Below are 26879 nucleotides of genomic sequence, written 5' to 3' on the forward strand. Positions count from 1 at the left end.
GCTCACTGATAGCCCCCATGCGCTCGACCGTGCGCCGAACCTGCGGGACTCGGGCAGAGTGCAGGTGGGGCGCACAGGCGCTCACATCCGGCAACACACCCCAGCACCCGTCGGCAGCCTCAGAGGGCTCCTGTCGCCTGGTTGACCGGCCGGGTTGAACGGAGAGCAGGGGGTGGCGTGGACGTGGAATGTACACCGTGGGCTGTGGGTGAGTTGCGAGAGGCGTTGGCCTGGTACGGCGCAACGCTGACCGGCCCTCCCCCACTCCACCGCCCGCTCACGCCTCCCGGCGGACTCGGACGCGCCGTGCCGGGTTGGCGAACGTCGCTGCTCACCCTCGGGGGTCGTCTTCTGCCGCGGGGTGTCAGGGAGCGGGAGGCAGGGAGAGCTGGGTTCGGGAGAGCCGCCGCGCGGGCCGGCCGGGGCAGGTTTCGGCTGTCGGGATCACATCGGTCCACTCTGGTTCTCGCAGCCACGTGCCTGGGCATCACAGGCTTGGCGATGTCGGCAGCCCCTGCCGACGTACGCGCCGCGCTTCGTACTGATCCCAACGGAAAGAGGTACCCATGGCGACCTGGGGGCTGATCCGCGAGACGAACGTGAAGCACTGGGACAACTACATCGCGGAGACGCACGTGTTGGCATATGTGGAAGGTACGTACGAAGAAGCTCTGGCGGAGCTGGAACGGCATGCTCGGCACGCTTTGGCTCATCACCCCAAGAGGCGAAAGCGCCGTCGGCTGTTCCGCAACGGCGACGACTTCCTGATGGTCGTTGATGACGCCGCCTGGCGGTCCTCGGGCACCCGGTTCACGGTCGCGGAGTTACTGGAGGACACCGCCACACCGGCGAAGCCAACGAATGCATGCGAGCCCGCGAAGGAATCGACCGATACACGCGAGGCCACCGAGCCTGCGCCTGCGCCTGCGCCTGCGCCTGCGCCTGCGCCTGCGCCTGCGGACATCATGCCGTCCGCCTCGCCGTCCGAGGAGCGATACCCCGACGGCGTGCCAGTCAAGCCGAAGTGGCTGGGCCGCGCTGATCTGCCGTAAGGAGGTTTTCCTCTCCTGGAGTTGAGGACTGCGGTGGGGTTCGTGCTGGTCATCCGTCTGGGCGTCTTCTAGGACAGGACCTGGCCTGGAGCGGAGCTAGCGTCCTCACCACCTTGACGCACCCGCATCCCAGAAGGCAGCCACATGTCCGTGAAGCCTGTTCCCCACGGCTACCACGCCGTGACGCCTTGGATCACCTCTCGGGATGCCGTGCAGCTCATCGACTTCATGAAAAGGGCGTTCGACGTGGTGGGGCTCGCGTGTCTCGCCGGCAAGGACGGAAGCATCGAGCAGGCAGAGGTACGGATCGGTGACTCGGTGGTGATGATGTTCGACGCGCGGCCGGAGTGGCCGCCTACTCCCGGCTTCCTCCGTCTCTACGGCGAGGACGCCGACGAGGTGCACCGACAGGCTTCGCGGCCGGTGGCACTTCTGTCACCGAGGTCACCCACCTGTTCTTCGGTGACAGGGCCGGGCGGGTGCGCGCCCCTCTGGGGAACCTGTACTGGACCCAGACCCGAGTGGAGGACCTGAGCCCGCAGCAGATGGAACGCCGTCTCGGCGAGCCGGAGTTCAGCGCAGCGATGGAGTACGTTCAAAGCGCCGACTTCTTCCCGGGCCAAGCCTCACACCTTGACCAACGGCCTTTCGATGCGCGTGACTGAGACACATCGGGCCTACTCGTCCAGGGCTTCATGCGAGAGCGAGTGAGGAGATCGGCTGATCGAGCTATGAGCCGTTGGACGGTTCCTTCGTGGGGTTTGCTCCGGCTGCGGTGAGGAGTTCGGCGCTCCCGGGGTGAGGACCGTTGGTCGCCCAGTCCAAGGGCGACCATCCCGTTCCGTAGTCTTCCCGTAGGTTCGGGTCGGCCCCGTGACTCAACAGTTCACGCACTGTCTCGGTGTGTCCCCAGCACGCGGCTGCGCACAACGGTGTCCCCTCCGAGCCCGCTCCCCTGCTCTCAGTGTCAGGGGAGGCACCCGCCTCCAGGAGCAAGCGTGCGACCTCGGCTGCTCCCTGCACCGAGGCAACATACAGAGGAGTGGTGCCGTCACTGTCCCCTCGCTCCGGGTGCGCTCCGGCCTTCAGAATCGCCTTCACGCGTACGGCGTCGGCTGCCAGAGTTGCTTCCAGGAGATCGCGGGAGAGTTTCTTTTGCCGACGCTGCTTCATGGTTGGCGAGGGTAGTGGTCGTCCAGGGGATGTGACGAGTCATATCCGGTCCCCTTCTCGACGCCCCGGCGGCCTGGCCGCCCCGGACCGGCCACGGCGACCACCGTAGGCCCGGCAGCGAAGCGGCGGGGGCCGGCCGACGGCACCGCCGGCGCCGGCCGACAAGCCTCCTCTCACCTCGCTGCTACTCTTTGCGGGTTCAAAATGACTCAGGGGGAGTCCGTGTTCACGTCGGTTACCACGGATTGGCCGTGGCTGTTGGCCGTCACCGCACTGGTGATCCACTGCTCCGCCATGGCCAAATGGATACCCATCCAGAGGTTCTGGAGGGTCTATCCCTTCATCTGGGTGGTGTGCGGTGCAGGAGCGGTGAGCTTCGGATCCTGGCGCGGCTTCGATCTGGCAGACATGCTCGTCCTGTGCTCCTTCGCGCTCATCGGGCTGACGATCGGCATGTATCCGACTCGCAAGCTGTTCGCGGTGTGGGCGCACGAGATCAACGAAGGGGTGACGCGCGAGCGGTACGACTATCCGCGTTCACACCTGGCGTTCTGTGGCGTCTCCGTGCTCGTCATGCTGGCCGCCGCGTTCCTGTTGGCCCACTGATGTGCCGTTGGCCGGGACCGGCCGTGTCCGGCACACGTGTGACTGACCGTTCGGCCCCGCGCCGCGCTGTCCCGGCTGCGTCGCGGCGGTCACGTGAGGTGGCCGTGCCCGTGTGGCGGTGACCGGTGTCCAGGAGCATGCAGTGGGGCCATGTGGTGAACTTCGCTCACTCCTGGTCCTCGACCACTGGTCATCGGGAGAAGAGGCGCACCTCCGGGTAGCGGTCGGACAGCCCGTCGAACAGACCTTGGTCGTCCCGGCCGCGCAGCCAGCGGTCGAAGAAGGCGGCGAGGTAGGTCCGTTGGGCGCTGATCGCGCGCCTCGGTGCGATGGTGCCGATGTTCTCGACAACAGTCTTCCGAGGGAGGCCGAGCCGATGGGCGATCTGCGGGATGACTGCCTCCGCGTCGGTGTAGGTAGCGTGCCCTGCGCCCTGCAGGGTCAGGCCCCGGTGCCAGCCGTGACTGTGCCGCCACAAGGAGTCCCAGGACGGCACAGTGCCGAGGTCGTTGCCTTCCTTGCCGATCAGCAGGAACGGGCGGTCGAGGCCGTTGGCGGCGACGGTGGAGAGGTTGCCGGGGGTGCTGTCCTCCTGGACGTATGCGAGAACGCCGTCGAGGTCGGCTGCTGCTGCGATGCGTGGATCGTCGTGCATCGCCTGCAGGGCGGTGAAGCCTCCTGCGGACTGGCCGAACATGCCGACGCGGTCCAGGTCCACCGTGCCGCGCAGATACCGGGGCAGCGCACTGGGCAGCGCGTCGAGGACGAAGCGGGTGTCGGCCACCCGTACGGCGAGCGCCTTTTGCAAGAGCGCGGTGATACGGTCAAGGTCCGGGTACGCCTTGGCGAACTCCGCGGGAAGAACGGTGCTTTCGACGCGACCGCCGGGGAACTGAACAGCCGTGGCGTCGTAGGTGTGATCGAGTGTCACCACGACGTAGCCCCGGGAGGCAAGGTCGTCGCAGAGCGTGGTGCCCAGGGAACGCGGGTCTCCCGCACCGGGTGAGTAGCAGACCACCGGGTACGGGCCTCCGTCCCGGTCGGCTGGGGCGCCTTCGTGAGCGTGCGTGCGCGTGGCCGACCAGTCGACCTCATCGCCGGGCACACCGGAGAAGTTGTTCAAAGCGGCGAATCCGGCGGCTTCCCCCGGGAGCATCTGTGGTGCGGTCGGGTACGCGGCGACGGCGCGAGCCGGGTAGCGGATGCCGATCATGAGCTCGCGGTACGGCTGCGAGGTCATCCAGGGGTCGGGACGTGAGGTATCGACGAGGCGCAGTGAGATCGTACCCACGGGGAACGGCCCACTGGGTGCGGGCAATCTCAGCCGCACAAGCCCGGCCTCGCGCGGCGCTGCGGAAGCTGTTCGTGCGGAGACGGCGGACAGGGTGACGACGGCAACAGCCGACAGCATGACGGCGCGGCGAGTCTGCATGGCAAGCCCCCTCGACTGTACGTGTGCAGAGCCTATCTGTACGTGTGCAGAGCCCCCTTACCTTTGCGGATCTTCTCAGCCACCACCATCCGGCAGGCCTGTTGACGCGCACGGGGGCTACCTGTACCCCGTCCGTATCGAACTGGGGTGATCTACACGGTTCCTGCCTGCACTTAGCTCAGCTCAGCTACTGTCACCGGATCGCCGAATGAGATGGCCTGTAAGTGCACGTGTCGGTGGTGGGGCTGCTTCTGTCCGCGTCCGGCCTTCCGAGGTTGAGGCTTCGTCGACGTGTGGTCGGGTCAGGGCACTCGCTGGTCCATGTTCTGCGTGGAGGGCATGGACACTGCCGGAGCCGGGGCTCGGCGCTCCCGTGCCCTGGCCAGACGTGCCGCCGGGTCGGCCGGGGGAGGCGCAGTGGGAGACGTCGGCGCGGCTGTCATCAGCCCGGAGGGAGGGGAGTTCAGTGACTCGTGCTCGTCTCCTGGAGCGGGCAATCCACCTTGGTCCGGCGCTCCTTCAGCAAGAGCGCGCCGAGGACGGCCGCAGCGATCTGGCAGCCGGCCACCGCCGAGACGAGGCTTGCCGGTTCGGCGGACTGCCAGCCGCCCGCGAGTGCGGCACCGCCCGCGGCGAAGGCGCTCTTGATGCTTGCTCCCAGGGTGAACACCTGGGTGCGGGTGGTTGGGGGCGCGTATCGGTAACGCCCGGTCAGCAGCGCGGCGAAGAGGGGGCCTGTGCAGCAGCCAGGGCGAAACCGCCGGCTGTCGCGGCGGCGTTGTCCGCCCAGGGTACGGTTTGCCAGCGCCGTTCCGGTTGCGAACAGCATGTCCTGCAACCTGACGTACGCGGGCATCTGTGATCGTGCTCCGTCCCCTTGGGGCGCATTCCCCGGTGCCGGACCGGCTCTGTCGGTGGTCTGGGCGGCAGAGGTGAAGTGGGACGGCCCGCAGGCGTGTAGATGCCTCTCACCGCGGTTGTCGGACTATACGGCGTCACGCGGGGTTCGCCCACTCCTCGCGGAGCATTCCAAAGAGGACGCGGTCGTAGCGCTCCCCCTCCACCAGTACAGCCGACCGGCGGCGTCCTTCCTCTCGGAAGCCCAGCCTGGTGAAGGCGCGCACGGCACGCTCGTTGCCGCTCCAGGTGTCCAGCTCCAGCCGGCGCAGGCAGTACGCCCCGAACAGGTGGCCCACGAGCAGCCGCAACGCGTCACTGCCGTGGCCGCGGCCCCAGAACTCCCGCTCGCCGATGGTGACTCCCAGGGTGGCCACTCCGACGTAGGGGTCCAGGTCCCGGTAGTCGGCCATGCCTATCACCTTCCCGTCTGCCAGGTCCTCGACCGTGAACACGGCCGACTCCCTGGGGTTCAGTCGCAGCATGGTGTCGAAACCGAGCCGGATCGCTTCCGCTGTGACCGGGCCGAACAACGGGTCACCGCCGGCCGCCCAGCGCACCACCTCTGGGTCATTGCGCCACCGCACGTGGTGCTCAGCGTCTTCGGAGCGCAGCGCGCGCATTCTTACCAGCGTTCCCTCAAACATGGAGCAAACCTAATCGATCTCAGGGATCACTCAGGACTGACTGCCCATGCAGCGCATGACCTGGTCGACGCGCTCCACTGTCTTGGTGATCGACCGCGCGCGTGATCGTCGCTAGGCCGCGTCGGCGTAGGCGAGATGGGTGCCGCAGACGGTGCAGCGGAAGAGCATGGCGGTCGCCCCTTCGCCAAGGTTGGCGAGGAAGTGTTCAAGGTGGCTTTCGTCGTGCCAGCCGTCGAGGCGCATGTCGGCCCGTAGTCGGTCGAGGGCTTCGGGATGTGCCGCGAGCCCGGTGTACCCGACTTCGCCCACGAAGGCGGCCGCGTCCTGGCAGTGGACGAGCCAGTGCGGATCCTGCCAGGCATGAAAACCGGGGGTGCGGCGGGTGACCTCGTGCAAGACGTCCTCGCTGACACCGGCGAGCCCGTAGGAGTCGGTGAATTCACCCGCGAAGCGTTCAGCAGCGCTCCCGTCTGCGATGCACCACGGGCAGAAGCGGCCACTGACGTCCTGGGCGGTGTAGAAGGTGGCTGTGTAGATCCAGCCCGTGTTGCGCTTGCAGCAGGCGCACGTCTCGGTAGTCGCCCGGATGGACCCACTTGCGACTGGGTCGGGGTGATAGCGGAAGAAGGGCAGGCCGGCACTCATCAGCGGTTCCCGATCTGCGCCCTGGTGGCCATGCCTGCTGATCCCATGGAGAGCAGTCTGTCCGCGAGCAGGTCCCCGTTCAAGCGCGGTGTCGGGCTCCTTGCCGCCCAGCCGGTTGAGACAGCTTGCCGCGAGGTCGACCCGCTCCACCCCGGGCGTGGCTCCGGGTGCCGGGGTCGGTCGTACGGCATCCAGCATCGCGCGGCTCGGCGGTCGGACGAGCTCCAGTGGGGAGTGGTTGAAGGGGGCCGGTGCCGACGGCTCCCCTGCCCTGCCACGCGCGTGTCGAGGGGGAGGCAGCCCTGGTCCAGGCGTACGAAGAGGTGAATGGGCAAGCCAGGAACGCCGTTGTGGATGCAGCGCCGGGACCGTGTTCCCGCGTAGGAGCACGTTGAAAACGGGGAGCCTACGGCGGTTTCGTCCCCTGGCTTTCGGCTCATGGCCTCCTCCGTCGATCCTGAACACCGTGACCGAGACCGAGAGGATGTTGCTGAGGCGCGGCCGCGTCTGGTGACCCGACCGCTGCTACTGCGCTTTGTGACGGTCGTCGGCTCCTCGGCGAGCTTCTATCTGCTGCTGTCAGTCGTCCCGGCGTACGTGCAGGGCCTGCCGGGCGGGGGCAGCGACAAGGCGGGTCTGGTCACGGGTGTGCTGATGCTGGCCACGGTGGCCGGCGAGCTGATGTCCCCATGGCTGGCCGCACGCTGTGGCTACCGGGTGCTGCTGGGGACGGGGTTGTTGTTGCTGGGTGCTCCTGCCCTGGCCCTGACCGTGTCGCGGAGTATGGCGGGCATCGTGGCGGTGTGTTTCGTCCGGGGGCTCGGTTTCGCGTTCACCTTGGTGGCGGGTGGGGCGCTGACGGCGTCGCTGATCCCGTCCGAACGCCGTGGCGAGGGGCTGGCCCTGATCGGCGTCATGGCCGGTGTGCCCTCACTGGTGGGCCTGCCGCTCGGAACCTGGCTGGCCTCGCACGCGGGGTACGGGCCCGTCTACGTGGCTGCGGCACTGATCGCCCTGGTCTCCATCGCCGCCGTCCCGGGGCTGCCCGGCCGGGAAGCGGTGTCGGGGCCGCCCCTGGGGCTCTTCGCCGGGGCTCGTTCCGGGGCGCTCGGCCGGCCGACGGTCGTGTTCGCGGCAATCGCTGTGGGCGCGGGGATCGTCGTCACCTTTCTGCCGCCGGCCGTGGCGCCAGGGCATTCCGGCGTGGTCGCCGCAGCGCTGTTCGTGCAACCGGCTGCCGCGACCGCGTCCCGTTGGTTCGCCGGTCGGCGCGCCGACCGGCGTGGAGCCGCCGGGCTGGTCGTGCCGGGACTGATCACGTCGGCCGCCGGCATCCTCGTCGTTGCCCTCACGGGCGTTCCTGTCGCGGCCGTCGTGGGTGCGGCCGTCTTCGGGGCCGGCTTCGGCATCTCCCAGAGCGCGACCATCACCCTGATGTACTCCCGGGTGCCCGCCTCCGGGTACGGGACGGTGAGCGCCCTGTGGAACGTCGCCTACGACGCCGGCATGGGCGTCGGCGCGGTCGGTTCCGGCCTGGTGGCCGCATCGACCGGCTACCCCTGGGGATTCGTCCTGACCGCCCTGCTGATGCTGACTGCCCTCGTTCCTGCCTGGTGGGACCGGACGGCATCGCGCACACCACGTGCGGCGGCCGAAGGGGGACGTGTCAGGCCCGACGACGCATGACTCATGAATCGTGAGACGTTCGGTGCCATGGCAGTCATCCTTGGGCTCGTCGATCCGGGCGCTGCTGTCCAGGTGAGTGCCAACCGACACCTTCCCCGGCAAAGAAGGCACACCCGGCATGCGTCACCTTCGGTTGATCGGCCGGCGCTCAGCCCTTGCGATGTTCGCCGACCGAGGCGGTAGCCACCGAAGAAGCACGTCAGTAGCCTTGGCGTCTCACGCTCCTTACTGACGGAGGGCTTCTCGCATGACCACCTCGTTCGTCCGTCCCGAGCCGCCGTATTACGCAGTGATCATCACCACCCGGCCCGCCGCAGATCTTGAGGGCTACGCAGCGATGAGCAAGCGCATGGCCGAACTCGGTGAAGCGCAGCCCGGTTATCTCGGCCGCGAGTCGCTGACGGACGAGGACGGCCGGGACCTCGTCGTCATCTACTACGCGGACGAGGCATCGATAGCGGCATGGAAGGCCCACCCCGAACATCTTGAGGCTCAGCGGCTCGGACGTGAACGCTGGTACTCCTCGTACAGCGTGGAAGTCGCGCGGGTGGAGCGTGCCTACGCCTTCAGTCGCGACTGAGGGGAGGGAGTGCGGGTGCTGTGGGTTCCCCGCCTCCGGGTGAACATCGCCGTGGTGTAGACCGTCGCCGCTCCTCGCGCTGTCGCAGGGGCCGGGTTCTGCTGAGGCCGACTCAGGTCCGGGTCCTGTACAGCTCGCTGACGTTCGGGCGGGCCGCCGGGCGGTGATGGGCGGCGGGGCCCCGCGCGAAGGCTCGCAGGGCGTTCTCCGTGGTGCGGGTCACGAAGGTGCGGGTCCGGGCATCCATTCCGTGGTCGCGGCCCCCGTCGGGGGTGCCGGCCATGAGGGCCTCCACCCAGCGCATGGTGCCGGTGGCGAACACACCGGCGCCACTGGGAGCCGTGTAGTAGGCCGAGTCGCTGTGGCTGCGGCGGCCACCGCACACCAGAGGAGAGTGAGCCGTGATCTCCAGCGGCTCGGGGACGGGGGCCGCGGGTGTGACCCGGTCGTACTCGACGCCGACCAGGCGGTCGAAGCCGTTGCCGGACCGTACACCCGTTCCTTCGTACAGCCAGTGGTCCGCCGCGCGGACGACGTACGGCGCGTCCGTCGGGTAGCCCTCGTAGAGCACTCCCGTGAGGGAGGACTCGGGGTCCGGCGCCGGGGTCCGGCGGAAGTCGGTGGTCACGAGGGCGGGGTGGGTGGTGTAGAGGGGGTCGGACCCGGCGGAGGACTTGTAGCAGACCACCGTACGGTCCGGCTGCGTCTGCCCCTGCTCCAGGCGGACCCGGCGGAAACAGGTGTTGGCGCCGAGGAACAGCACGTTGGTGCCGGCGTCGCGCGCCTGGGTGACATGTCGGCGCTGCTCCGGGGTCCAGTACTCGTCGTGCCCGAGACAGACCACCGTGGCCGCGCCGCGCAGGACCTCCGGGTCGCGGTGCACGTCCGTACCGGTGGTGTAGGCGAGGGGTATGCCGAGCCGTTCCGCCAGCACCACCGCCGCCCGTTCGTACACCATGAACTTCTCCGCGCCGTCGGCGTCGTAGGGGCGGTCGAAGCTGACGGCCAGGGAGCGGGTGGCGTACGCGCCGGAGGCACCGGCGTAGAGGCTGTAGCCGCCCCACCGGTTGTATGCCTGCCAGGTGGCCGGGGCGTGGATCAGGACCGTTCGGCCCGTACCCTGCGTGGAACGCACGATCAGCGGGATGTAGCGCTGGTGACCGCTGTCCGCCTCCAGCCGCAGCAGATACGCGCCCTCCGGCCAGCCGGCCGTGCCGAAGGTGAGCGTGCGCGGCCAGTCCGCGCACACGGTGCGGGTGTCCGGCAGGAAGCGGGGTTCCGGCTGGACACGGCCGCGTACACGCTCGGACGACCATACGAGCCGGGCCTGGCTGCCGCCGTACCAGCCGACTCGGAAGGCCGAGACCCGGAAGGACGACGCCGTCGTCGAGACGTACAGGCCGCACGCCTCGCCCGGCGTCACGCTCACCCGGTCCACGTAGCCGGCGACGGCCGGGGCAGGACCCCGGGACGTGATACGCCAATCGGGTGTCCCGGACCGGTCCCGTTCCGCTTCGGGCCGGTGGGAGAGGGCCGCCCGGTGGTGCCCGTGCGTGGGAGTGGACGCGTCGCAGGCCGCGGCCGTCACCGAGGCGAGTCCGAGGCCGGTGCACGCTCCGAGAAAGCGCCTGCGTCCGGGCCGCCCTGCGTGGGCCGTCCCGTCGTCCGGACCCCCTTGCCTGGCAGGATCCATCCCCATGGCGCCTCCCGTGGTTGCGGCTCGCCTTTCACCCGTCTCTCCGGGCCAAGGTGGCACAGCCCTGCGGGCGGCGCGCCCTCTCACGGCCGCCGGGCGTCACGGGGGGCGCCGGTGGCGCTGGTGGGGCGGGTGGCGCTGCTGGGGCGGTGGGGCGGATGGGGCGGATGACAGCAGCCCGTGTCGCCGTCCACCACCGTGCACTACCGCCTACCGCCTATCACCAACCGCCCATCGCCCGCCGCCCATCGCCGTCAGCGGGCCATCGGTCTGCCGGCCTCGGCCGGCCAGCGCGCGTGCTCACCGGAGCTGTCGAGGGCCGGCAGGACGGTGGTCCTCGGTCCTAGTGCTTTCTTGCCAGGGATGGTGCCCCGGGAGACCGATCCGCTCCCGGCCGGGCCTCCCTAGGGTGATCAACATGAGCGACACGGCGCGCAAGACGCCCCTCGACCGAGCGATGGACGTGGTCCGGGGCTACGTGGACCACGACGGCATCGCGGTCCGGGAGGCGCTGGACGGTATGGACGCGGGCGGCTCGTTGGAGGTGTACTCCATCCTGAACGGCCTGGTGCGTTCCACCATCAGCATCATGGAGCTCACCGGCAGGCCGTGGAGGGTGGACGACCTGGTGCGGCGGGCCGACGGGGTCGCCACGGTCGCCCCGCCCCACTACGAGTTCGCCGTGGCCGAGGCGACGCGGGCGTGGGCCCGCGGAGACCAGTCGGCGATGCGCGCGGTGTCGTGCCGGGACCTCACCGGGGCCGTGCACATCACTGCTGTAGGTGTCGCCGTTCTGGGGTCGGCGCTGTGGGGCAGGGCCGGGTTCCTCGACGTTCTCGCGGAGTTCCACGCCGCAGCCACCGCGCTCGCGGAAGATCGGTCCTGCGGCGCCTGACCGCTCGGAACCCGGCGCTCCGAGCCCCCATCCTCTCGTCGGCTTCGTCGTCGGTGCCCACCTGCCTGCGAAGCCGGCGAGAACCCCACCCAGGACGCACCATGAACTTCGCGACCCCGTTGTCCGCCCTGTTCCCCGGAACCTCCGGTCGGCTCCTCACCGCCCTCGCCACCCATCACACCGCCGATGCCCTCCGGCCGCTGCCTCTCGACGAGTTGTCCAGGGCCGCCGCGGTGACGCCGACCCAACTGGAAGCAGCTCTTCCGGCTCGGCCTGCTTGGACTCCTCGCTCCCAGGCGCAAAGGGGGAGCCGTACGTCTCGTCCCCGGACACATCGCCTGGGCCGCCCTGCGTCAGCTGGCGGATCTGCGCGACGCCGTGATCGACCTGGTCCCTGAGGAGGCGCGGGCATACCTCCGACCGGCACCGGACTATCTGGCCCTCGACGGCGCCGTCGTCGGGGGAACGGCCACACATCCGGCGGACGTACTGGAAGTGATCGTCGTGCCTCCGCCGACCGCCGGGACCGACTGGCACCATGGCCTCGCCACCCTCACCGCCCACCTGTCCCGGGATCTGGGCAACGTCGTCGTCCACCGCACTGCCCACACCCGGGAGGCGAAGGCCATGGGCGGGACGGACGCCGTGCGCGTCTTCCTTGCGGGAGAAGGGCGCCCGGAAGGGGCTCCGTTCACCGTTCGTCGGCACCGGTCACCCGCCGTACCAGATCCGCCCACGCGAGCCGCAGCCGCGCGGTGGTGACCTGCTCCTCGTTGCGCAGGTGGTCCAGGGTCTCCAGGTCCACGAAAGCGAGCAGGGCGTGGGCGAGCATGGTGTGGTCGCCGACGACGCCGGCTTCCCGCAGGAGCGCCTGGACGTGGTGGCGGAAGGCCCGGCCGTAGTGGGTGGTCTGACGCCGTTCGCAGCGGATGTGGCGTCCCAGTGCCGGGCCGAGGTCCGTCTCGTCGGCGGCGCGCTCGATCAGTGCGCAGCCGAAGGCCGTGAGCCGGTCTTTCGCCGGTGCCCCTGGTCCCAGCGGAGGGGGACCGAAGGTGTACGCCTCGTGGAAGTCGGCCTCGACGTCGTCCAGCAGTGCCAGCAGGAGGCCGTTGCGGTCGCCGAACCTGCGGAAGAGCGTGCCCTTGCCCACCCCTGCCGCCTGCGCGACCTCGTGCATCGTCAGGTGTGCGGCGCCCCGCTCGGCCACCAGCCAGGCAGCCGCCTCCAACAGCCGGGCACGGTTGCGGACGGCATCGGCACGCTCCCCGGTGAGATCGTCCGGGGGCTCGGTCATCCATGGCTCCGCGGTGCGACGTCGACGTAGACGCGTCCCTCCTCGATCCGCACCGGATACACCGGGACGGGCCGTCTGGCCGGCGGGTCGAGCGGTTTTCCGGTGCGCAGGTCGAACCGGGAGCCGTGCAGCCAGCACTCGACCGTGCACCCGTCGACCTCTCCCTCGGAGAGCGAGACGGCGCTGTGCGAGCACACGTCGTGGATCGCGAACACCTCGTCCTCGGTCAGGACCAGGCAGACAGGCACACCCTCCACCTCGAACCGCCGGGGGACGCCCTCTTCGAGTGCGTCGGACGTGCAGAGGTATGTGTGGCCGCCGGCGGGCATCGAACTCCTCGGGTGCGTCCACGTGGCGGTCGTCCGACCCACCGAGGTGCGAGGTGCGTGGGCGGGCCGGGAGCGTCACGCGCGTGATCACGGCTGATCACCCACGCTAGCGACGCGGCCCGGCGTGGAAACCCGCCCGCAGCCCCATTTCGCCTCGGCACATGGACCTAGGGCGTCGCGAGGACAGGTCGGCACCGGCGGTGATCGCCCTGTCACGCGGCTGCTCGTGGCGGGGCATTGCGGGACGTGGCCGGAAATCGGCGTGCGCCACCTTCCGCGCCCGCAGCTACCGTTTATGATTCAACTACATCCGGTGCCACGAGGAGGTCGCACCATGGCGGAGCTGGGTCTGGCCGACACCGTCGGCATCCTGCGGCAACCCGGTGTGCGGACGCGGCACAGCAGTGCCGGGCTCGGCTGGGAGCGGCTGTACCTCTCCACCCAGGAGGAACAGCCCTACCGTGCCGCCTTCGATCCGGCGCCCACGCATCTGCTGATCCTGCACCTGAGCGGCCCCGTCACCGTGCGGCGGGGACACGGCGCGGACTCCCGGTCGCGGACGATCCCGGCCGGTGGGCTCTTCCTGCAGCCGGCCGGCCGTACCCTCGCCGTCGAACTCGGCGGCACGCTCGACACGGTCCACGCCTACCTCACCGACGACGCGCTGTGCGAGGCGAACGACGGACGGCCCGTGGAGCTGTCCGAGGAACTCGGCACCACCGATCCCCTGGCCGAGCAGCTTCTGCTCGCGCTGGCCGGCGCGGTGCGCTCGTGGGAGCCGTCGGCCCGTACCTACACCGACCACCTGACCGGGATGCTCGCCGCGCAGCTCGCCCGCCGGCACGGTGTCCGGGAGGCGGTACCCGCGGACAACCGGTCCGGACTGTCCGCACGCCGGCTCGCCGCCGTCCGCGCGCTCATGGAGGAGCGGCTGGCCGAACCGCTGCCGATCGCGGACCTCGCCGACGCGGCCTCGTTGAGCCGCAGCCAGTTCACCCGGCAGTTCCGGGCGAGCACGGGACAGTCGCCGCACCAGTTCCTGCTCGCGCTGCGTCTGGAGCGGGCGTGCCGGCTGCTGCGCACCGGTACCGACCCGATCGCCGAGGTGGCCGTCGCCTGCGGGTTCTCCCACCAGGAGCACCTCACCCGGGTGATGCGCGCCCGGCTCGGCACCACCCCGGCCGCGCTGCGCCGCTCGGGCTGACCGGGGCGGTCCCCTTCCAGCGTTCCGGCACCAGCACCCCTCTCTGACCCACCCCGGTGCACAGTGCCCGCCGGGCATGTACCCGTGCCGTGCCCGCCGCGGCCGGCTGGTGCGCCACCACTCCCAGGTCCGCCTTGGCGAGTACCCTGCGGATCGCGTCGGCCGGCCCGAGCCCGAGGTACTGCGGGACGAGGGACCCCTCAGCGCCGCCGGCCGCACCCGCGCCGGCGGCTCACCCCCGGTCACCGCCGGCCCCGCCGCTGGGCGGCGCGGCGTAGGCGGCGGTGATGGTGCCCTCAGCGCGGGACGCCGGTTCCGGCGTGGCGAGGGATCGCCGGGGAGGCGGCGTCGCGCCCTGTTGCCCTCGCGTGGCAGGCTGACGTCCTCGGCCGGGACAGCCTCGCCCGATGTACGACCGTCCGTCCGTCACGTCTGCCAGGGCCTTGCCCGGCGTCGGCACGGGTTCTGCGAGCGCATGGCTCCCCTAGCGCGCCAGGACGTGGCGGAGTGCGCCGAGGAGGTCCTCCCGTGCCGCCTCGTCGGTCTCGGCGGCGGTGGTTCGGCGCCAGGCGACGTGTCCGTCCGGGCGTACCAGCAGCACGCCGTCCTCGGCGATCTCGCTGACGCGGCTCCATTCGCCGTAGGCGTCACGGTGGTTGTCGTCACCGACACGGACCACGCGCAGCGGTACGCCGAGGGCGTCGCCGCAGGCGCGTGCGGCGGTCTCCCAGACTCCGCCGGACAGGCCGGTCAGCACGGTGAAGAGACCGTGGCCGACGACGTCCAGCGTGGAGACGCGCTCGCCCTGGGCGTCGACCAGCCAGGCGTGCGGCAGTTTGGCGCCCGGCCGGGTCGTCGGCTGGTGCACCAACTCGCGGTCGGCCGGCCACACTTCGGCCGGACTGTCGTCGGGGAGCACCGCGGTGGAGACGTACCGCTGGTTCATCTCCACGCCGTGCGCGTTGAACTCGTAGTTCTTCAGCTGGATCGCCTCTTCGAGCTGCCGTCTCTTCTTGGCGCCCTCGGGTGTCCGCTCCCGTAGCGCCGCGATCCCCTCGGCGATGGCCTCCGCGTCGCTGCCGCCGCCGACGCCGAGCACGTCGAAGATCGGCCCGAACTGGTCGCGGCTGAGGTTGGCCCGCTCGACGATCTGCCGCCCCACGGGGGCGCGTTCGGCCGTGTAGCTGTCGAGCAGCGCGGGTCCCGCCTCGCCGCGGATCACCATCGCGAGTTTCCAGGCGAGGTTGTACGCGTCCTGGACGGAGGTGTTGGAGCCCAGTCCGTTGGACGGCGGATGGCGGTGCACGGCGTCGCCGGCGCAGAAGACCCTGCCGGTCGAGTACTCCTCGGCGTAGGCGTGGTTGACGGTCCACAGCGAGGTCGACGTGATCTCCACCGGCAGGTCGGGATCGCCGACGAGGTCGCGCACGATCTTCCGGGCGGCCTCCTCGTCGACACTCGGCGGCGGCTGCTCTATGTCGTAACCCCACACCAGCAGCCACTCGTTCCACGGGCGGACCATCCGGACCAGGCCCATGCCGATGCCCCCGGTGTCCGCGCCGGGCTGCAGCACCCAGTACAGGACGCTCGGACGGTGGGCGCAGTACCGGGCGAGGTCGGCCTTGAAGACGATGTTCATGCTGCCGGCCTTGGCCATGCGGCCGGCGAAGGGCAGGCCGAGCTGCTCGGCGACCGTGCTGCGCCCGCCGTCGGCGCCGATCAGGTAGCGGGCCCGCACCGTGAACTCGTCCCCGCGGACCCGGTCGCGCAGCAGGGCGGTGACCCCGTCCTCGTCCTGTTCGAAGCTGACGAACTCGGTGTCGAAGCGGACCTTGGCGCCGCGGGCCGCCGCGTTGTCGACCAGGATCGGCTCCAGGTAGGTCTGCGGCAGGTCGATCATCTCGCAGGGGCTCTTCGCGGAGTACTCGGTGGCCGTCGCGGGGCCGGTGCCCCAGCTGCGGATACGGCCGATCTCCTCGCCCGTCAGCGCCGTGCACAGCACGGTGTCGCCCATCAGGTGCGAGGGGCTGCCGAGGGCCAGCGCCTCCGACTCGACGCCGAGGTCGCGCAGGACCTCCATGGTGCGCTGGTTGGTGATGTGCGCTCGCGGGGTGTTGGCGAGCCACCCGTACTTCGTCACCAGCAGGGTGCGGATGCCGTAGATGGCCAGCAGCAGGGCGGCCGAGCCGCCTGCGGGGCCGCTGCCGACGACGAGGACGTCGGTGTCGTACGCGTCGAGCGGGTCGGTGGTCGTCATGGGTGTGCGCTCCTCGGTCATCCGGCCTGGGGGGCGAGACGGAAGGTGTAGTCGAGCCGGCACCACGGGCCGTCGACCGGACGGCCGTCGGGGGTGGGGCCGGACCCCGGTGTGAAGTCCACGACGAGTTCGTCCTTGACGCCGAAGACGGTGTCGCTGTCCAGGTACGCTCCGCCGGCCACGAACAGCTGCGTGACGAGCCGGCGGTGGCCGGGCGCGTCGAACATGAAGTGCAGGTGGGGCGCCCGGTAGGGGTGGCGGCCGACCGCGTCGAGCATCTGCCCGACCGGTCCGTCGGCGGGAATCGGGTAGTGCGAGGGCAGGATGGACCAGAAGGTGACCCGTCCCTGGCTGTCGCTGCGCAGCCGACCGCGCAGCACCGGCCCGTCCAGATCGGGGAGTTGGACGTCGTAGAAGCCGTCCTCGTTGGACTGCCACACGTCCACCACGGCGTCCTTGACCGGCTCGCCGTCGCTGTCCGTGACCCGTACGTCCACCCACAGCGGGGTGCCGTGCAGGCCGCCGGAGATGTCGCTGCCGAGCGCGGTCTCGGGCGGACCGTCCACGTAGAAGGGGCCGAGCACGGCGGACGGAGTGGTGTCGGGGGTGCGGGAGTTGGTGAGCAGGTCCACGGCGCTGGAGACGCCGAGGGTGTCGGACAGCAGCACGTACTCCTGGCGGGTCGGAGTGCAGATCTGTCCGGTACGGGTGAGGAAGTCGATGGCGTACTGCCATTCGGCGTCGGTGACGTCGTTGTCCGCGACGAAGGTGTGCAGGTGCCGGACGAGGTCGGTCATCAGCGTACGGACCCGGGGGTCGGGGGCGTGCGCGAAGCTGGCCACCACCTCCTCGGTGAGCCGGGCCAGCTTCGCCTCCGTCGAGGGCGGGCCCTGCGGGCGGCGTCCCTGCCAGGCGCCGGCCAGCAGTTCGCCGATGCCCTCGGTGGTCAGTTCGCGCGGGTTGGGGTACGGCGTCGCGACGGCCAGTTCGGCCGCGCGTGGGAGGTCGGACTCGGCCATGCCGAGCTCGCGCAGCGAGGTGGGGCCGCCCAGGGAGACGATCAGGTCGTACACGCCGCTCGGCGCGTCGGGCACGCCCAGGGCGTCGGCGACGCGGCGCATGACGTCGGGGACGGCGAGTGCGTTGTAGGCCATGGCGTGCGCCAGCACGACGGTGTGGGTCTCGGCGTGCGGCAGGCCGAAGCTGCCGCCGAGGGTGTGGCACAGCTTGTGGTGCAGTCCCATGCCGACCGTGGCGAGGCAGGTACCGGCGAGCCAGGCGGCGTGCAACAGGTCCGCCCGGGCGTCCGGGTCGGCCGGGTCGGCGGCCAGCCGCGGCAGTGCCGATGCGATGCCCGAGATCGCGTCGAGGGCCTGCCGGTCCGTCACCGGGTTGGCGTCGGCCGAGTACAGGGCCTCGACCGCGTGCGCGAGGGCGTTGACGCCGCTCGTCACCGTCATGGGCAGCGGCAGGGTGAGGGTGAAGTCGACGTCGTAGACGACGGTCTCGGGCAGGATCGCCGGGGAGGACTGGGTGACCTTGCGCCCGTCCCTGGTCTCGCCGAGCACCGGGGTCACCTCGGACCCGGCGTAGGTGGTCGGCAGGATCACCTGCGGGAGGTCCGTACGCAGGGCCAGCGCCTTCGACAGGCCGGTCGTCGAGCCGCCGCCGACGGCCACGACGACGTCGGCCGAAGCCTGCGTGAGCACGTCGAGCGCCTGCTCGGTCACCTCGACCGGGGTGTGCATGGCGGCACCGTCGAACTCCGCCACGACGAGGTCTCCCAGCACCTCGCGGACCCGTGCGGCGGTCCCGGCCAGGGGCCGGCTGGACAGCAGCAGGACACGGGAGCGGCCGAGCCGCTCGACCTCCTCGCGGAGCCGGCCCACCGTGCCGGCTCCGAAGACGACCCGCGAGGGACGGGATGTGTAGACGAACGTCCGCATCGAGTTCTGCCTCCGCCTGTCATCCGGTGTGCGTCGATGGCTTGGATCACCGAGTGTGCGGAGGAGGGCGGCACGTCGTCCTGCACGATGCGCGCGCCGGGCTGCACGAAACGCGCGTGTGTTCCGGGGGCCGGCGCACCGGGGAGCTGCTTGCCCCGGCTCCCTGGCCGGATACCGGTGGCAAGCGCGCCCAGGCCCGCTGGGCTTCCGGGAGGGGCAGGACTGCCGGTACTCCCTTGGCGGGGCGCGGTTCAGTCGTCAAGGAAGCGGGCGGTTTGTACGGCCGTTTCGGCGCGCGACACGCTCAGTCCCACGGCGCGGAACCAGGGACGTGGGGACACATACCTAGCTGTCCTGAGTACGCCGACTCGTGATCGTCTGCCGGCCGGTTTCTATCGTGCCCGTCATGGACATGGATCCGCCCTCCACCGACACCGGGCTGCGGGCAGTACACGGTGGTTCAGCGGCTGCGCGCTCGCAGCGATCATCATCGTCGCCTTGGTGGCGTACGGGGCCTACGCGTTGGAAGACCTGGAGAAGGGCCTGGACGGGTACGGACAGATGGAACAGACAGGCCGCTCAGGAACAGAGGCCGATCCCCTCGGTCCCGGCGAGACGGCCCAGTTCGAAGACGGTCTGAAGGTCACCGTGAGTCCGCCGATCGCCAAGGGCGACGGCACCCACGCCTTCTCCGTGACCTATGAGAACGGTACCGACGCCGAACTACTCCCAGGTGGCCCGTCGCTCGACGACAGCGTCTCCGAGATCGGCCCGGCACCGCTGGTCGTACGTCCCGGCGAAAGCTTCGACGACTACGTCACCGACTACGACCTGGACTGGCTGAATCGCCAGGCAGCCGCCTCCGACCTGGTGCCGCCGCTCGCCGAGGGCGAGAAGCGCACAGTACCCGTCCAGGTGAAGCCGACCCGGGCAGGTGTCCCGGTCACCGTCGAGGTGGCCGTACCCGACACCGGCTACCGGGAGACTGCCTACTTCCAGCTCACCGTCGGCTGATACCGCTCGTCCCGGCGCACCGTCCCGTGGCCACCGGGCAGTCGCGGGACGGGTGCGCCTATGGACGGGTGCGCTCATGCCTGCTGTCGCCGGTGAGGACCGTCGCCCCTCCCCCGGCATCTCGCACCTCGCAGCCCACGCCCCCGCGCCAGGTCGGCGCGGGGGCGGTGCCGGGCACGTGGTCGGCTCCGCGAGCCATCGGGCGGTGCCGTTCCATGGATGATCAAGCGGAGATCTCCGACCACGGCACATCATGCTGAACAGCCGCGGCCGGGGCGGTCAGCGGTCAGGACGCGGCCGGGGCCACCGCATCGATGCCGTGAGAGGCGACGAGCTGTGCACTGCCGTCGGCCAGGCGGTAGCACAGGCCCACCACGGCGGCCTCGCCGGCGGCGACCTTCTCGGCGAGCACCCGGGAGCGGTCCAGCAGCAGGTCGACGGTGTGCCTTATGTGCTCGGCGAGGATCTCGTCCGGCTCGACCCGTCCGGCGGCCCGCGCCGCCAGCACGCTGGGGGTCACCCGTTCGACGACGTCCCGGACGTACCCGGCCGGTGCCATGCCGTCCTCCAGCGCGGCGCACGCCGCGCCGACCGCCCCGCACGAGTCGTGACCCAGTACCACGACCAGCGGGCAGCCCAGCACGTCCACGCCGTACTCGATGCTGCCCAGCACCTCCGCGCCCACCACGTGACCCGCGGTGCGCACCACGAACAGGTCGCCCAGGCCACGGTCGAAGATGATCTCGGCGGCCAGCCGGGAGTCCGAGCACCCGAACAGCACGGCGAAGGGCTGCTGGGACGGTGCGATCTCGGCGCGGCGGGTGGCGTCCTGGTTCGGGTGCTCCGGGGCGCCGGCGACGAAGCGCTGGTTGCCGGACAGCAGCAGCTCGAAGGCGTCTCGGGGCGTCGGGTTCTGGATCTCGGTCATGACCGCAGCTTAGAACCCGGCCCCCGTCGTCGCACCGCCCGGGCCCTCGAACGTCGCCGGGTCGGGTGATGCCGACGGCTCGGGCGTCGGCATCAGGCGCCGGGCCCGGGGCGCCCGCCTCACCGCGGAGCCTCGGCGCGCGGCGCCGCTGGTCCGGGAGTGCGGGAGGAGATGGCGGGCGCGGACGGATGGCGGACCGTAACTTGAGGGTGAGGGCTGTTGGGGCCGGAAGGGAGTGCCACCGATGGCATCGCGGGTTGATCACGCGGCACTGTTCGCCGCCACACCGAGCCCGTACCTGGTACTCGGCCCGGACCTGATCATCGTCGATGTGAACCAGGCCTATCTGGAGGCCACCGAACGCACCCGCGAGGACCTGCTCGGCCTGCACATCTTCACCGCGTTCCCGGACAACCCCGCCGACCCGGAGGCCGACGGGGTCCGCAACCTCGACGCTTCCCTGCACCGGGTCCTCGCCACCAGCCGGCCCGACACGATGGGCCTGCAGAAGTACGACATCCCCGTCACGGGCCGGCCGGGAGTCTTCGAGGAACGTTGGTGGTCCCCGGTGAACACGCCCGTCCTGGGCCCGGACGGGCGGGTGGCCTACATCATCCACCGGGTCGAGGACGTCACCGCCTTCGTCAAAGCCCACCAGGCCGCGGAGCCCGCCGGTGTCCGGGTCGGCCAGTACTTGGAGGAGACCCAGGCGCTGGAGGCCGAGCTGTACGCGCGGGCGCGGGAGCTGCAGCGGCTGAACGAGGAACTGCGCCAGGCCCACACGCGGGAACGCGAGGTCGCCCTCGCCCTGCAGGAAGCCATGCTCCATGCCCCCGACCTGGCGCAGCACCCCCACGATGTCACCGTGCGCTACCTGCCCGCCACCGGCTCGCTCAACGTGTGCGGTGACTGGTACGACGTCGTCGACATCCCTCCCGACCGGCTCGCCCTCGCCGTCGGCGATGTCATCGGCCACGGCCTTCAGGCCGCAGCCGTCATGGGGATGCTCCGCAGCGCCCTGTCCGCTGCCACCCGCGCCCTGGAACGTCCCGCCCAGGCGCTGGAAGTCCTCGGCCTGTACGCCCGGTCCATCGAGGACGCTCTGGGCACCACCGCCGTCCAGGTGCTCACCGACACCCGCAGCCGCCTGATCACCTACAGCAACGCCGGTCACCCACCGCCGATACTCCTTCACCCCGACGGCGGCTGGGAACAGCTCGACCAGGCCACCGACCCACCGCTCGGCGCCCGCCCCCAGCACGTCCCGCGCCCACAGGCCAGCCTGCCCTACAGACCCGGTGACACCCTCGTGCTGTACACCGACGGGCTGATCGAGCGCCGCGGCGAGGACATCGACGCCGGCCTTGAACGCCTGACCGATGTGCTCAGCGCATGCGGCCGCCTCGGCACCGAACAACTCGCCGACTCCGTCCTGGCACGCCTCGGCGTCTCAAGCGGCGGCCGCGACGACATCGCGCTGATCGTCGTGCGACTCTGACCGGCGAGCAGGCCCGTCCGGCCTTGCCCTGCGGACGCGCTGCCCGGCGCGCGCTCCCTCGACCAGCACCGGCACACCCCACGACACAGCGGCTACCTGTTCGGTGAAGACGACCGACCAGTGCCCTTCTGGGGTGACACCGTCCACAGCCACCCCGTCCAACTGCCGTGTCCTCACGTGTCCATCGCCGTCGACAGTGACGAAGCCGGGGCTGTCGCCGCACGCGCCGGGGTACTCCACGGAGCCGAAGCCGCCGGCGCCAGGCTCGCGGCGTGGCGTCGGCGGGGCGGTGCGTCGGCTCAGGCCACGGTGCAGGGGAGGGCCCCGGTGAACGCCGGGGCCCTCCCCTGTCTCATACGCGCAGACGGACTCGCGTCGGGCTGTCGCCCTGCGCGGTGACGGTGGCCTCGCCGATTCTGTCGTCCGGGGTGCGGCACTGGAGGGTGTAGACGCCCTCCCCCCGTACGGAGAGGGTGAAGCCGCCGTCGGCCCCCGAGAACGCGGCGATGTCGGGGTAGGGCCCGGGACCGGCGGTCAGATACACGCTGGCCTCCGGGACGGGCCTGCCCGTCGTCGTGTCCTCCACTACCCCGGTGATCAGGTGGACGGAGTGATCGCCGTGCGCCACCTCAGGCCTTCCAGGCGACCAGGTTGTCGTAGACGGGCTGCGTGATCCTGGTCCCGGAGTTGACGGTCGCACCGCCGTAGGCGTGCACGGCGATGCCGTAGCGGCTGCCGTTGATGACGCGGTACACGGCGCTGCCGCTCTGCCCGCCGGCGGTGTCGATGTCGTAGTACACCTTCAACGGGTTCACCGAACTGATGCCTCGCGCGTCGTACCACTGGGTGCCCGGGGGCTTGTCGCCCGGGTAGCCGGAGATGTTGCCGGTGGTCTTCAGCAGATCGGCGTCCGGCCATGCTCCGAACCCGAACCATCCGGTGGTGGAGCCCAGTTCTGTGGGAATGATGATCGCGCCGTAGTCGTAGTTCTCGTCGCCCGACTCGGTCCATCCCCTCACGGAGCGGAAGTTGGTGCTGGTGACGGAGCCATAAGGCAGGGTCGAGCCGTTGCGGCCCGGCATGACCTGGATGCTCTGGACCCAGCCGTGGTCGGGATGACCGGGGTGGTTGATGAACACCACGTGTCCGGCGGTCGCGAGCGTGTGCGGCCCGACGAACCAGGCGGTCGCGATGTACCGGTCGCCGTTCGCCGCGGTGATGAGCAGCGACGCGTGCACTCGCCAAGGATAGTCCGCCGTGTTCGTGATCTGGACTCTGTCGTCCGGCAGGTGGACAGTCTCGGCCACCGGCCGAGGCGGCCCGAACGACGCCACGCCGATGTCGGGCAGGTCCGCGGTCGGCGGGGTCCAAGCCTCGGCCGGCATCCTGTCGTACTCGGGACGCGCATACCCTTCGACCTGTTCCAGTCCGTTGGAGCCTGCCTGCGCCGCGGTGCCCTCCACGCCCTCCGACGGGGGCTGGAAGAGGGCCTGCTCCGCCGTCAGGGCGAACTGTTCCTCGGGCTGGTTGGAGACAGAGGTGTGCTGATCGCGTGTCATGTTCCGAAGGCCTTCCTGCAGAGACCGGCGTCGCGATCCACCGGCGAACGCCGACCGAACGTCCAGGGACGGACTGTTGAAGGGGGGACTGAAAGGAGTGGACCGGCTTGATGAGCCCGGCACTTGACGTCCCACTTGGCGTCCCCTTTGTCACGATACGTCCGTCAGGGTGGTGACGCACCAGCGGGCTTCGGCCGATCGCGCCCGCAGTCGTCACCACCGCGTCAACGGCTGGAAATTCTCTGGACGGGTTCAGGGGCGACCGGATGGGCGAGGGCGCCGCCCTGCCGGTAAAGTTCCACGGCCACCGGAGCGGCGGTGAAGACGGAGGAGTACGTGCCCACCGCGAGGCCGATGAGCAGGGCCAGGGCGAAGTCGGTGAGCGAGGATCCGCCGAGCACGGCGAGAGCGGTGAGGATGAAGGCGGCACCCATGCCGGTGTTCACCGTGCGGGGCAGGGTCTGCAGGATCGCCTGGTTCGCGATGTCGGGCAGCGGTGTTCCGGTGGCTTTGCGGGCGAGTTCCCTGACGCGGTCGAAGAGGACCACGGAGTCGTTCACCGAGTAACCGATGACGGTGAGCAGGGCTGCCAGGAACACCCCGTCGACGGGCTTCCCGAGCCAGGCGAAGACCCCGACGAGGATCACCACGTCGTGGGCGAGGGCCGCCACCGCGGCGGTGCCGAGGAGCAGGCGGAAGCGCGCCGTCAGGTAGACGAGCTGTGCGCCGAGGGCGACTGCGAGTGCGATCAGGGCACCGCGGCGCAGCTCCTCCCCGAGGCTGGGGCCGATCAGTTCGTCGCGGACCTTGTCCGCCCCGCCCGCGAGGTCGCCTACCGTGCCGGTGATCTCGGTCTCCTCGGCGTCGGTCAGGGGATCGGTGCGTACGGTCAGGCCGCTGTCACCGGAGGACTGCACGACGGCCCGGGGGAAGCCGGCCTCCGCGAGCGCGGTGCGGGCCCGGTCGGCATCGACGGGGGCGCTCGTGTGGTACTCGATGAGGCGGCCACCGGTGAACTCCACACCGAGGTCGAGGCCGCGCACAGCGATGCCCGACGCGGCCAGGACGAGCACAGCGGCGGACGTGGCCAGCCAGCGGCGCGGGTGGCGCATGAGGTGGGGGGCGCGCCGGGTGAGCCGGTCGCGGACGGCGCCCGTGGTCGCGATGCCGGTGAGACGGGGGCGGCGGCGCAGTCCGGGGCGGCCGGCGCCGTACTCGGCGAGCACCCGGGTGATCACCAGGGCGCTGAACATGGAGGCGAGCACGCCGATGCCGAGGGTGACACCGAAGCCCCGCACGGGCCCGGAGGCGAGGAAGAACAGCAGGGCGGCGGCGATCAGGGTGGTGATGTTGGAGTCGGCGATCGCGCTGAAGGCGTTGCGGAACCCGGCCGTCAGCGCCGAGCGGGCACTGGGGCGGCGGCGGGCGGCGTACTCCTCGCGGGCCCGTTCGAAGACCAGCACATTGGCGTCCACGGCCATGCCGATCGCCAGGACGAAGCCGGCCAGGCCGGGCAGGGTCAGGGTGGCGCCGAGGACGGCCAGAGCGGCGTAGGAGACCAGGCCGTAGCAGACCAGGGCCGCGGCGGCCAACACCCCCATCAGCCGGTAGACGACGATGATGAACAGCGAGGTCAGCGCCGTGCCGATGGCCGCCGCCCAGGCACTTGCCGTGATGGCCTGCGCGCCCAGGGTGGGGCCGACGGTGCGCTGTTCGACGGTCTCGACCGGCACGGGCAGGGCTCCGCCGTTGATGAGCAGGGACAGCTCGCGGGCTTCCTCGGGGCCGAAGGAGCCCGTGATCTGTGCGGCGCCGTCGCGGATGCCGGTCCGGCACGCCACGGACGGGTCGACCTGCGGTGAGGAGATGACCTTGCCGTCGAGGACGATGGCGATCCGCCGCTCCGGGTCGCCCGGCGGATGGCAGGCGGCCTCGCCCGTCAGTCGGGCCCAGCCGTCACGGCCGGCACCCGCGAAGCCGACGGTGACGTGCCATCCGGCGCCGCCCTGCTGGTCGAAGCGGGCAGCGGCATCCTTGACGTGCGCGCCGGTCAGGGTCGCGGCACCGAGGCGCAGGGGCGTGCCGGACTCATCGGGCAGGACGTTTTCCCCGGGCCGCTTCGGCAGGGTCCGGGAGCCGTCGTCCGCGCGCTCAGCGGTGCCGAGCACCGGGTGGAAGGTGAGCTGCGCGGTGCGGCCCAGGACGGCGGCGGCCTTCTTCGGGTCCTGCACGCCGGGCAGTTCGACGAGGATGCGGTCGTCGCCGGAGCGGACGAGGGTGGGTTCGGCGACGCCGAGCGCGTCGACGCGGCCGCGCAGCACCTCCAGGGTGCGGTCGGTGACCGCGCGGTCGGTGTCGGTGGTGGCGGTGGGCCGGGTCTGGAGCACGATCTGGGTGCCGCCGCGCAGGTCGAGTCCGAGGCGGACCGGCACGGTGACGGCGATGTACAGCGATACGGCGATGACGGCGAGGGCGAGCGACGCTCTCACCCGCAGGGAACGGGTCAACGGGGGCCTCCGGCAGGCACACCACGGCCACGGCGGCGGCCGGAGAGTGACCGCGGACCGGGGGCGGGGTGAGCGGTGAACGGAAAAGAGGGGGTGTCAGGTGCCTCGGGCCTCAGGCGGTGCCCGTCCGCGGTCACGGGGTGCGTGAGAGTTCGAGGAGGGGACGTGCCCGGTCGATTCCGTGGCCCGCGCGGGGCCGGGCGGGACGACTGTCGTGCTCCGGGGGTGGGCGGCGAGGTGGCAGCGCGGAGCCGGATGCTCGCGGTGCTGCTCCTGGCGTGGTGCCGCCCGCACGGCGCAGACGGGGTCACAGGCGTCGTCGCAGACGGGGTCGCAGCCGTTGTGGGCGTGCGGCCCGGCGTCCTGGTGGTGAACGGCTGCCGCCGCCGCTACGGCCGCGGGACCGCTTGTCGCTTCCGGGCCGGTCGCGGCCGCCAGACCGCTTGTCGCCGCCAGACCACTCGCCGCCACCAGACCACTCGCCGCCGCCGAGCCGCTCGTGGCCGCCGAGTCGGTCGTGGCCGCCGAGCCGATCGTGGCCGAAAGACCGCTTGTCGCCGCCAGACCACTCGCCGCCACCAGACCACTCGCCGCCGCCGAGCCGGTCGTGGCCGCCGAGCCGGTCGTGGCCGAAAGACCGCTTGTCGCCGCCAGACCACTCGCCGCCACCAGACCACTTGCCGCCGCCGAGCCGCTCGTGGCCGCCGAGTCGGTCGTGGCCGCCGAGCCGATCGTGGCCGATAGACCGCTTGTCGCCGCCGGGCCAGTCGTGGTTGCCGGACCACTCATCGCCGCCGTCGGACCACTCGCCGCCGCCAGACCACTCGTCACCGCCGGGCCACTCGTGGTCGCGGGGCCGGCGAGGCCCACCGTGGCCAGCAGCGTCAGGACGACGGTCGCCAGTGCGGCGACGGCAGAGCGGCGGGCGCTGCCGGGGCAAGGGGTGGTGCGCGCAGGGTGGTGCATGCCCCGTCCCCTCTCCTCGTGGTGTGCGGGCGCAGGTGTTCGGTCTGGGGGCGGGCGGCTGCCGACGG

23 protein-coding genes are annotated in these 26879 nt (G+C 70.9%); 9 read left to right on the forward strand and 14 right to left on the reverse strand.

What is annotated here, in order from left to right; translation table 11 throughout:
• The first annotated feature begins 566 nt into the window (after positions 1-566).
• Positions 567-1052: a hypothetical protein gene (locus tag ACH4LD_RS26135; protein WP_398056752.1), complete on the forward strand. Its 486-nt coding sequence runs from the start codon at positions 567-569 to the stop codon at positions 1050-1052.
• A gap of 144 nt (positions 1053-1196) precedes the next feature.
• Positions 1197-1586 (forward strand): hypothetical protein, encoded by a 390-nt coding sequence (locus tag ACH4LD_RS26140; protein WP_398056751.1) that lies wholly within the window; start codon positions 1197-1199, stop codon positions 1584-1586.
• Between the two features lie 195 nt (positions 1587-1781).
• On the opposite strand, the gene ACH4LD_RS26145 is transcribed toward ACH4LD_RS26140, so the two are convergent.
• A complete protein-coding gene (locus tag ACH4LD_RS26145) occupies positions 1782-2225 on the reverse strand; it encodes an ankyrin repeat domain-containing protein (RefSeq protein WP_398056750.1) in 444 nt (147 codons plus the stop codon).
• A 222-nt stretch (positions 2226-2447) separates the two neighbouring features.
• On the opposite strand from ACH4LD_RS26145, the gene ACH4LD_RS26150 reads away from it, so the two are divergent.
• Positions 2448-2831: a hypothetical protein gene (locus ACH4LD_RS26150; protein WP_398056749.1), complete on the forward strand. Its 384-nt coding sequence runs from the start codon at positions 2448-2450 to the stop codon at positions 2829-2831.
• Between the two features lie 190 nt (positions 2832-3021).
• Here ACH4LD_RS26150 and ACH4LD_RS26155 read toward each other — a convergent pair whose 3' ends face one another.
• From ACH4LD_RS26155 to ACH4LD_RS26170, 4 genes are all read right to left on the reverse strand, one after another.
• Positions 3022-4263 (reverse strand): alpha/beta hydrolase family protein, encoded by a 1242-nt coding sequence (locus ACH4LD_RS26155; protein WP_398056748.1) that lies wholly within the window; start codon positions 4261-4263, stop codon positions 3022-3024.
• A gap of 463 nt (positions 4264-4726) precedes the next feature.
• Positions 4727-5119, reverse strand: a complete 393-nt coding sequence (locus tag ACH4LD_RS26160) for a hypothetical protein (protein WP_398056747.1) — start codon at positions 5117-5119, stop codon at positions 4727-4729.
• Between the two features lie 139 nt (positions 5120-5258).
• Positions 5259-5807 (reverse strand): GNAT family N-acetyltransferase, encoded by a 549-nt coding sequence (locus tag ACH4LD_RS26165; protein WP_398106190.1) that lies wholly within the window; start codon positions 5805-5807, stop codon positions 5259-5261.
• Between the two features lie 111 nt (positions 5808-5918).
• On the reverse strand, positions 5919-6602 hold the full coding sequence (locus tag ACH4LD_RS26170; RefSeq protein WP_398056745.1) for a CbrC family protein: 684 nt from the start codon (positions 6600-6602) through the stop codon (positions 5919-5921).
• A 288-nt stretch (positions 6603-6890) separates the two neighbouring features.
• Here ACH4LD_RS26170 and ACH4LD_RS26175 point away from each other — a divergent pair, with 288 nt between their 5' ends.
• Complete coding sequence (locus ACH4LD_RS26175) at positions 6891-8138, forward strand: MFS transporter (RefSeq protein WP_398056744.1); 1248 nt, start codon at positions 6891-6893, stop codon at positions 8136-8138.
• 247 nt (positions 8139-8385) lie between these two features.
• Entirely contained in the window at positions 8386-8718 is a 333-nt protein-coding gene (locus ACH4LD_RS26180) for an antibiotic biosynthesis monooxygenase family protein (protein WP_398056743.1), read from the forward strand.
• A gap of 112 nt (positions 8719-8830) precedes the next feature.
• On the opposite strand, the gene ACH4LD_RS26185 is transcribed toward ACH4LD_RS26180, so the two are convergent.
• The gene (locus ACH4LD_RS26185) at positions 8831-10417 is read right to left on the reverse strand and encodes a N,N-dimethylformamidase beta subunit family domain-containing protein (protein ID WP_398056742.1); all 1587 of its coding nucleotides are present in this window, start codon (positions 10415-10417) and stop codon (positions 8831-8833) included.
• 415 nt (positions 10418-10832) lie between these two features.
• Between ACH4LD_RS26185 and ACH4LD_RS26190 the strand changes: the two genes are divergently transcribed.
• Positions 10833-11309, forward strand: a complete 477-nt coding sequence (locus ACH4LD_RS26190) for a hypothetical protein (RefSeq protein WP_398056741.1) — start codon at positions 10833-10835, stop codon at positions 11307-11309.
• A 691-nt stretch (positions 11310-12000) separates the two neighbouring features.
• Here the strand turns inward: ACH4LD_RS26190 and ACH4LD_RS26195 are convergent.
• Positions 12001-12603 (reverse strand): TetR/AcrR family transcriptional regulator, encoded by a 603-nt coding sequence (locus tag ACH4LD_RS26195; protein WP_398056740.1) that lies wholly within the window; start codon positions 12601-12603, stop codon positions 12001-12003.
• Positions 12600-12932 (reverse strand): non-heme iron oxygenase ferredoxin subunit, encoded by a 333-nt coding sequence (locus ACH4LD_RS26200; RefSeq protein ID WP_398056739.1) that lies wholly within the window; start codon positions 12930-12932, stop codon positions 12600-12602. Before ACH4LD_RS26200 ends, ACH4LD_RS26195 begins: the two co-directional genes overlap by 4 nt.
• A 334-nt stretch (positions 12933-13266) precedes the next feature.
• On the opposite strand from ACH4LD_RS26200, the gene ACH4LD_RS26205 reads away from it, so the two are divergent.
• The gene (locus ACH4LD_RS26205) at positions 13267-14136 is read left to right on the forward strand and encodes a helix-turn-helix domain-containing protein (RefSeq protein WP_398056738.1); all 870 of its coding nucleotides are present in this window, start codon (positions 13267-13269) and stop codon (positions 14134-14136) included.
• Positions 14137-14620: 484 nt separating this feature from the next.
• Here ACH4LD_RS26205 and ACH4LD_RS26210 read toward each other — a convergent pair whose 3' ends face one another.
• Positions 14621-16393: an FAD-dependent oxidoreductase gene (locus ACH4LD_RS26210; RefSeq protein WP_398056737.1), complete on the reverse strand. Its 1773-nt coding sequence runs from the start codon at positions 16391-16393 to the stop codon at positions 14621-14623.
• Between the two features lie 17 nt (positions 16394-16410).
• On the reverse strand, positions 16411-18339 hold the full coding sequence (locus ACH4LD_RS26215) for a maleylacetate reductase and hydroxyquinol 1,2-dioxygenase domain-containing protein (RefSeq protein WP_398056736.1): 1929 nt from the start codon (positions 18337-18339) through the stop codon (positions 16411-16413).
• Positions 18340-18840: 501 nt separating this feature from the next.
• On the opposite strand from ACH4LD_RS26215, the gene ACH4LD_RS26220 reads away from it, so the two are divergent.
• A complete protein-coding gene (locus tag ACH4LD_RS26220; protein ID WP_398056865.1) occupies positions 18841-19353 on the forward strand; it encodes a hypothetical protein in 513 nt (170 codons plus the stop codon).
• A gap of 286 nt (positions 19354-19639) precedes the next feature.
• Here ACH4LD_RS26220 and ACH4LD_RS26225 read toward each other — a convergent pair whose 3' ends face one another.
• Positions 19640-20281, reverse strand: coding sequence for a carbonic anhydrase (locus ACH4LD_RS26225; RefSeq protein WP_398056735.1), 642 nt, complete (start codon positions 20279-20281; stop codon positions 19640-19642).
• Between the two features lie 244 nt (positions 20282-20525).
• On the opposite strand from ACH4LD_RS26225, the gene ACH4LD_RS26230 reads away from it, so the two are divergent.
• A complete protein-coding gene (locus ACH4LD_RS26230) occupies positions 20526-21779 on the forward strand; it encodes a PP2C family protein-serine/threonine phosphatase (RefSeq protein ID WP_398056734.1) in 1254 nt (417 codons plus the stop codon).
• A gap of 352 nt (positions 21780-22131) precedes the next feature.
• Here the strand turns inward: ACH4LD_RS26230 and ACH4LD_RS26235 are convergent, their stop codons facing one another.
• The 3 genes from ACH4LD_RS26235 to secD all read right to left on the reverse strand — a co-directional run bounded on the left by ACH4LD_RS26235 (position 22132) and on the right by secD (position 25845).
• On the reverse strand, positions 22132-22407 hold the full coding sequence (locus tag ACH4LD_RS26235; RefSeq protein WP_398056733.1) for a carboxypeptidase regulatory-like domain-containing protein: 276 nt from the start codon (positions 22405-22407) through the stop codon (positions 22132-22134).
• A 1-nt stretch (position 22408) separates the two neighbouring features.
• On the reverse strand, positions 22409-23338 hold the full coding sequence (locus ACH4LD_RS26240) for a trypsin-like serine peptidase (RefSeq protein ID WP_398056732.1): 930 nt from the start codon (positions 23336-23338) through the stop codon (positions 22409-22411).
• Positions 23339-23562: 224 nt separating this feature from the next.
• The gene (gene secD, locus ACH4LD_RS26245) at positions 23563-25845 is read right to left on the reverse strand and encodes a protein translocase subunit SecD (protein WP_398056731.1); all 2283 of its coding nucleotides are present in this window, start codon (positions 25843-25845) and stop codon (positions 23563-23565) included.
• Positions 25846-26879 lie beyond the last annotated feature (1034 nt).

This window comes from Streptomyces sp. NPDC017676, assembly GCF_044329325.1.
GTDB lineage: Bacteria > Actinomycetota > Actinomycetes > Streptomycetales > Streptomycetaceae > Streptomyces.

Bases quoted from the DNA above. Each gene is read 5' to 3' on its own strand.
- ACH4LD_RS26215 (WP_398056736.1), bottom strand. From the start codon at position 18,339: ATGCGGACGTTCGTCTACACATCCCGTCCCTCGCGGGTCGTCTTCGGA.
- ACH4LD_RS26155 (WP_398056748.1), bottom strand. From the start codon at position 4,263: ATGCAGACTCGCCGCGCCGTCATGCTGTCGGCTGTTGCCGTCGTCACC.
- ACH4LD_RS26195 (WP_398056740.1), bottom strand. From the start codon at position 12,603: ATGACCGAGCCCCCGGACGATCTCACCGGGGAGCGTGCCGATGCCGTC.
- ACH4LD_RS26145 (WP_398056750.1), bottom strand. From the start codon at position 2,225: ATGAAGCAGCGTCGGCAAAAGAAACTCTCCCGCGATCTCCTGGAAGCA.
- ACH4LD_RS26240 (WP_398056732.1), bottom strand. From the start codon at position 23,338: ATGACACGCGATCAGCACACCTCTGTCTCCAACCAGCCCGAGGAACAG.
- ACH4LD_RS26200 (WP_398056739.1), bottom strand. From the start codon at position 12,932: ATGCCCGCCGGCGGCCACACATACCTCTGCACGTCCGACGCACTCGAA.
- ACH4LD_RS26205 (WP_398056738.1), top strand. From the start codon at position 13,267: ATGGCGGAGCTGGGTCTGGCCGACACCGTCGGCATCCTGCGGCAACCC.
- ACH4LD_RS26165 (WP_398106190.1), bottom strand. From the start codon at position 5,807: ATGTTTGAGGGAACGCTGGTAAGAATGCGCGCGCTGCGCTCCGAAGAC.
- ACH4LD_RS26180 (WP_398056743.1), top strand. From the start codon at position 8,386: ATGACCACCTCGTTCGTCCGTCCCGAGCCGCCGTATTACGCAGTGATC.
- ACH4LD_RS26160 (WP_398056747.1), bottom strand. From the start codon at position 5,119: ATGCCCGCGTACGTCAGGTTGCAGGACATGCTGTTCGCAACCGGAACG.
- ACH4LD_RS26210 (WP_398056737.1), bottom strand. From the start codon at position 16,393: ATGACGACCACCGACCCGCTCGACGCGTACGACACCGACGTCCTCGTC.
- ACH4LD_RS26190 (WP_398056741.1), top strand. From the start codon at position 10,833: ATGAGCGACACGGCGCGCAAGACGCCCCTCGACCGAGCGATGGACGTG.
- ACH4LD_RS26230 (WP_398056734.1), top strand. From the start codon at position 20,526: ATGGCATCGCGGGTTGATCACGCGGCACTGTTCGCCGCCACACCGAGC.
- ACH4LD_RS26225 (WP_398056735.1), bottom strand. From the start codon at position 20,281: ATGACCGAGATCCAGAACCCGACGCCCCGAGACGCCTTCGAGCTGCTG.
- ACH4LD_RS26135 (WP_398056752.1), top strand. From the start codon at position 567: ATGGCGACCTGGGGGCTGATCCGCGAGACGAACGTGAAGCACTGGGAC.
- ACH4LD_RS26175 (WP_398056744.1), top strand. From the start codon at position 6,891: ATGGCCTCCTCCGTCGATCCTGAACACCGTGACCGAGACCGAGAGGAT.
- ACH4LD_RS26185 (WP_398056742.1), bottom strand. From the start codon at position 10,417: ATGGGGATGGATCCTGCCAGGCAAGGGGGTCCGGACGACGGGACGGCC.
- ACH4LD_RS26140 (WP_398056751.1), top strand. From the start codon at position 1,197: ATGTCCGTGAAGCCTGTTCCCCACGGCTACCACGCCGTGACGCCTTGG.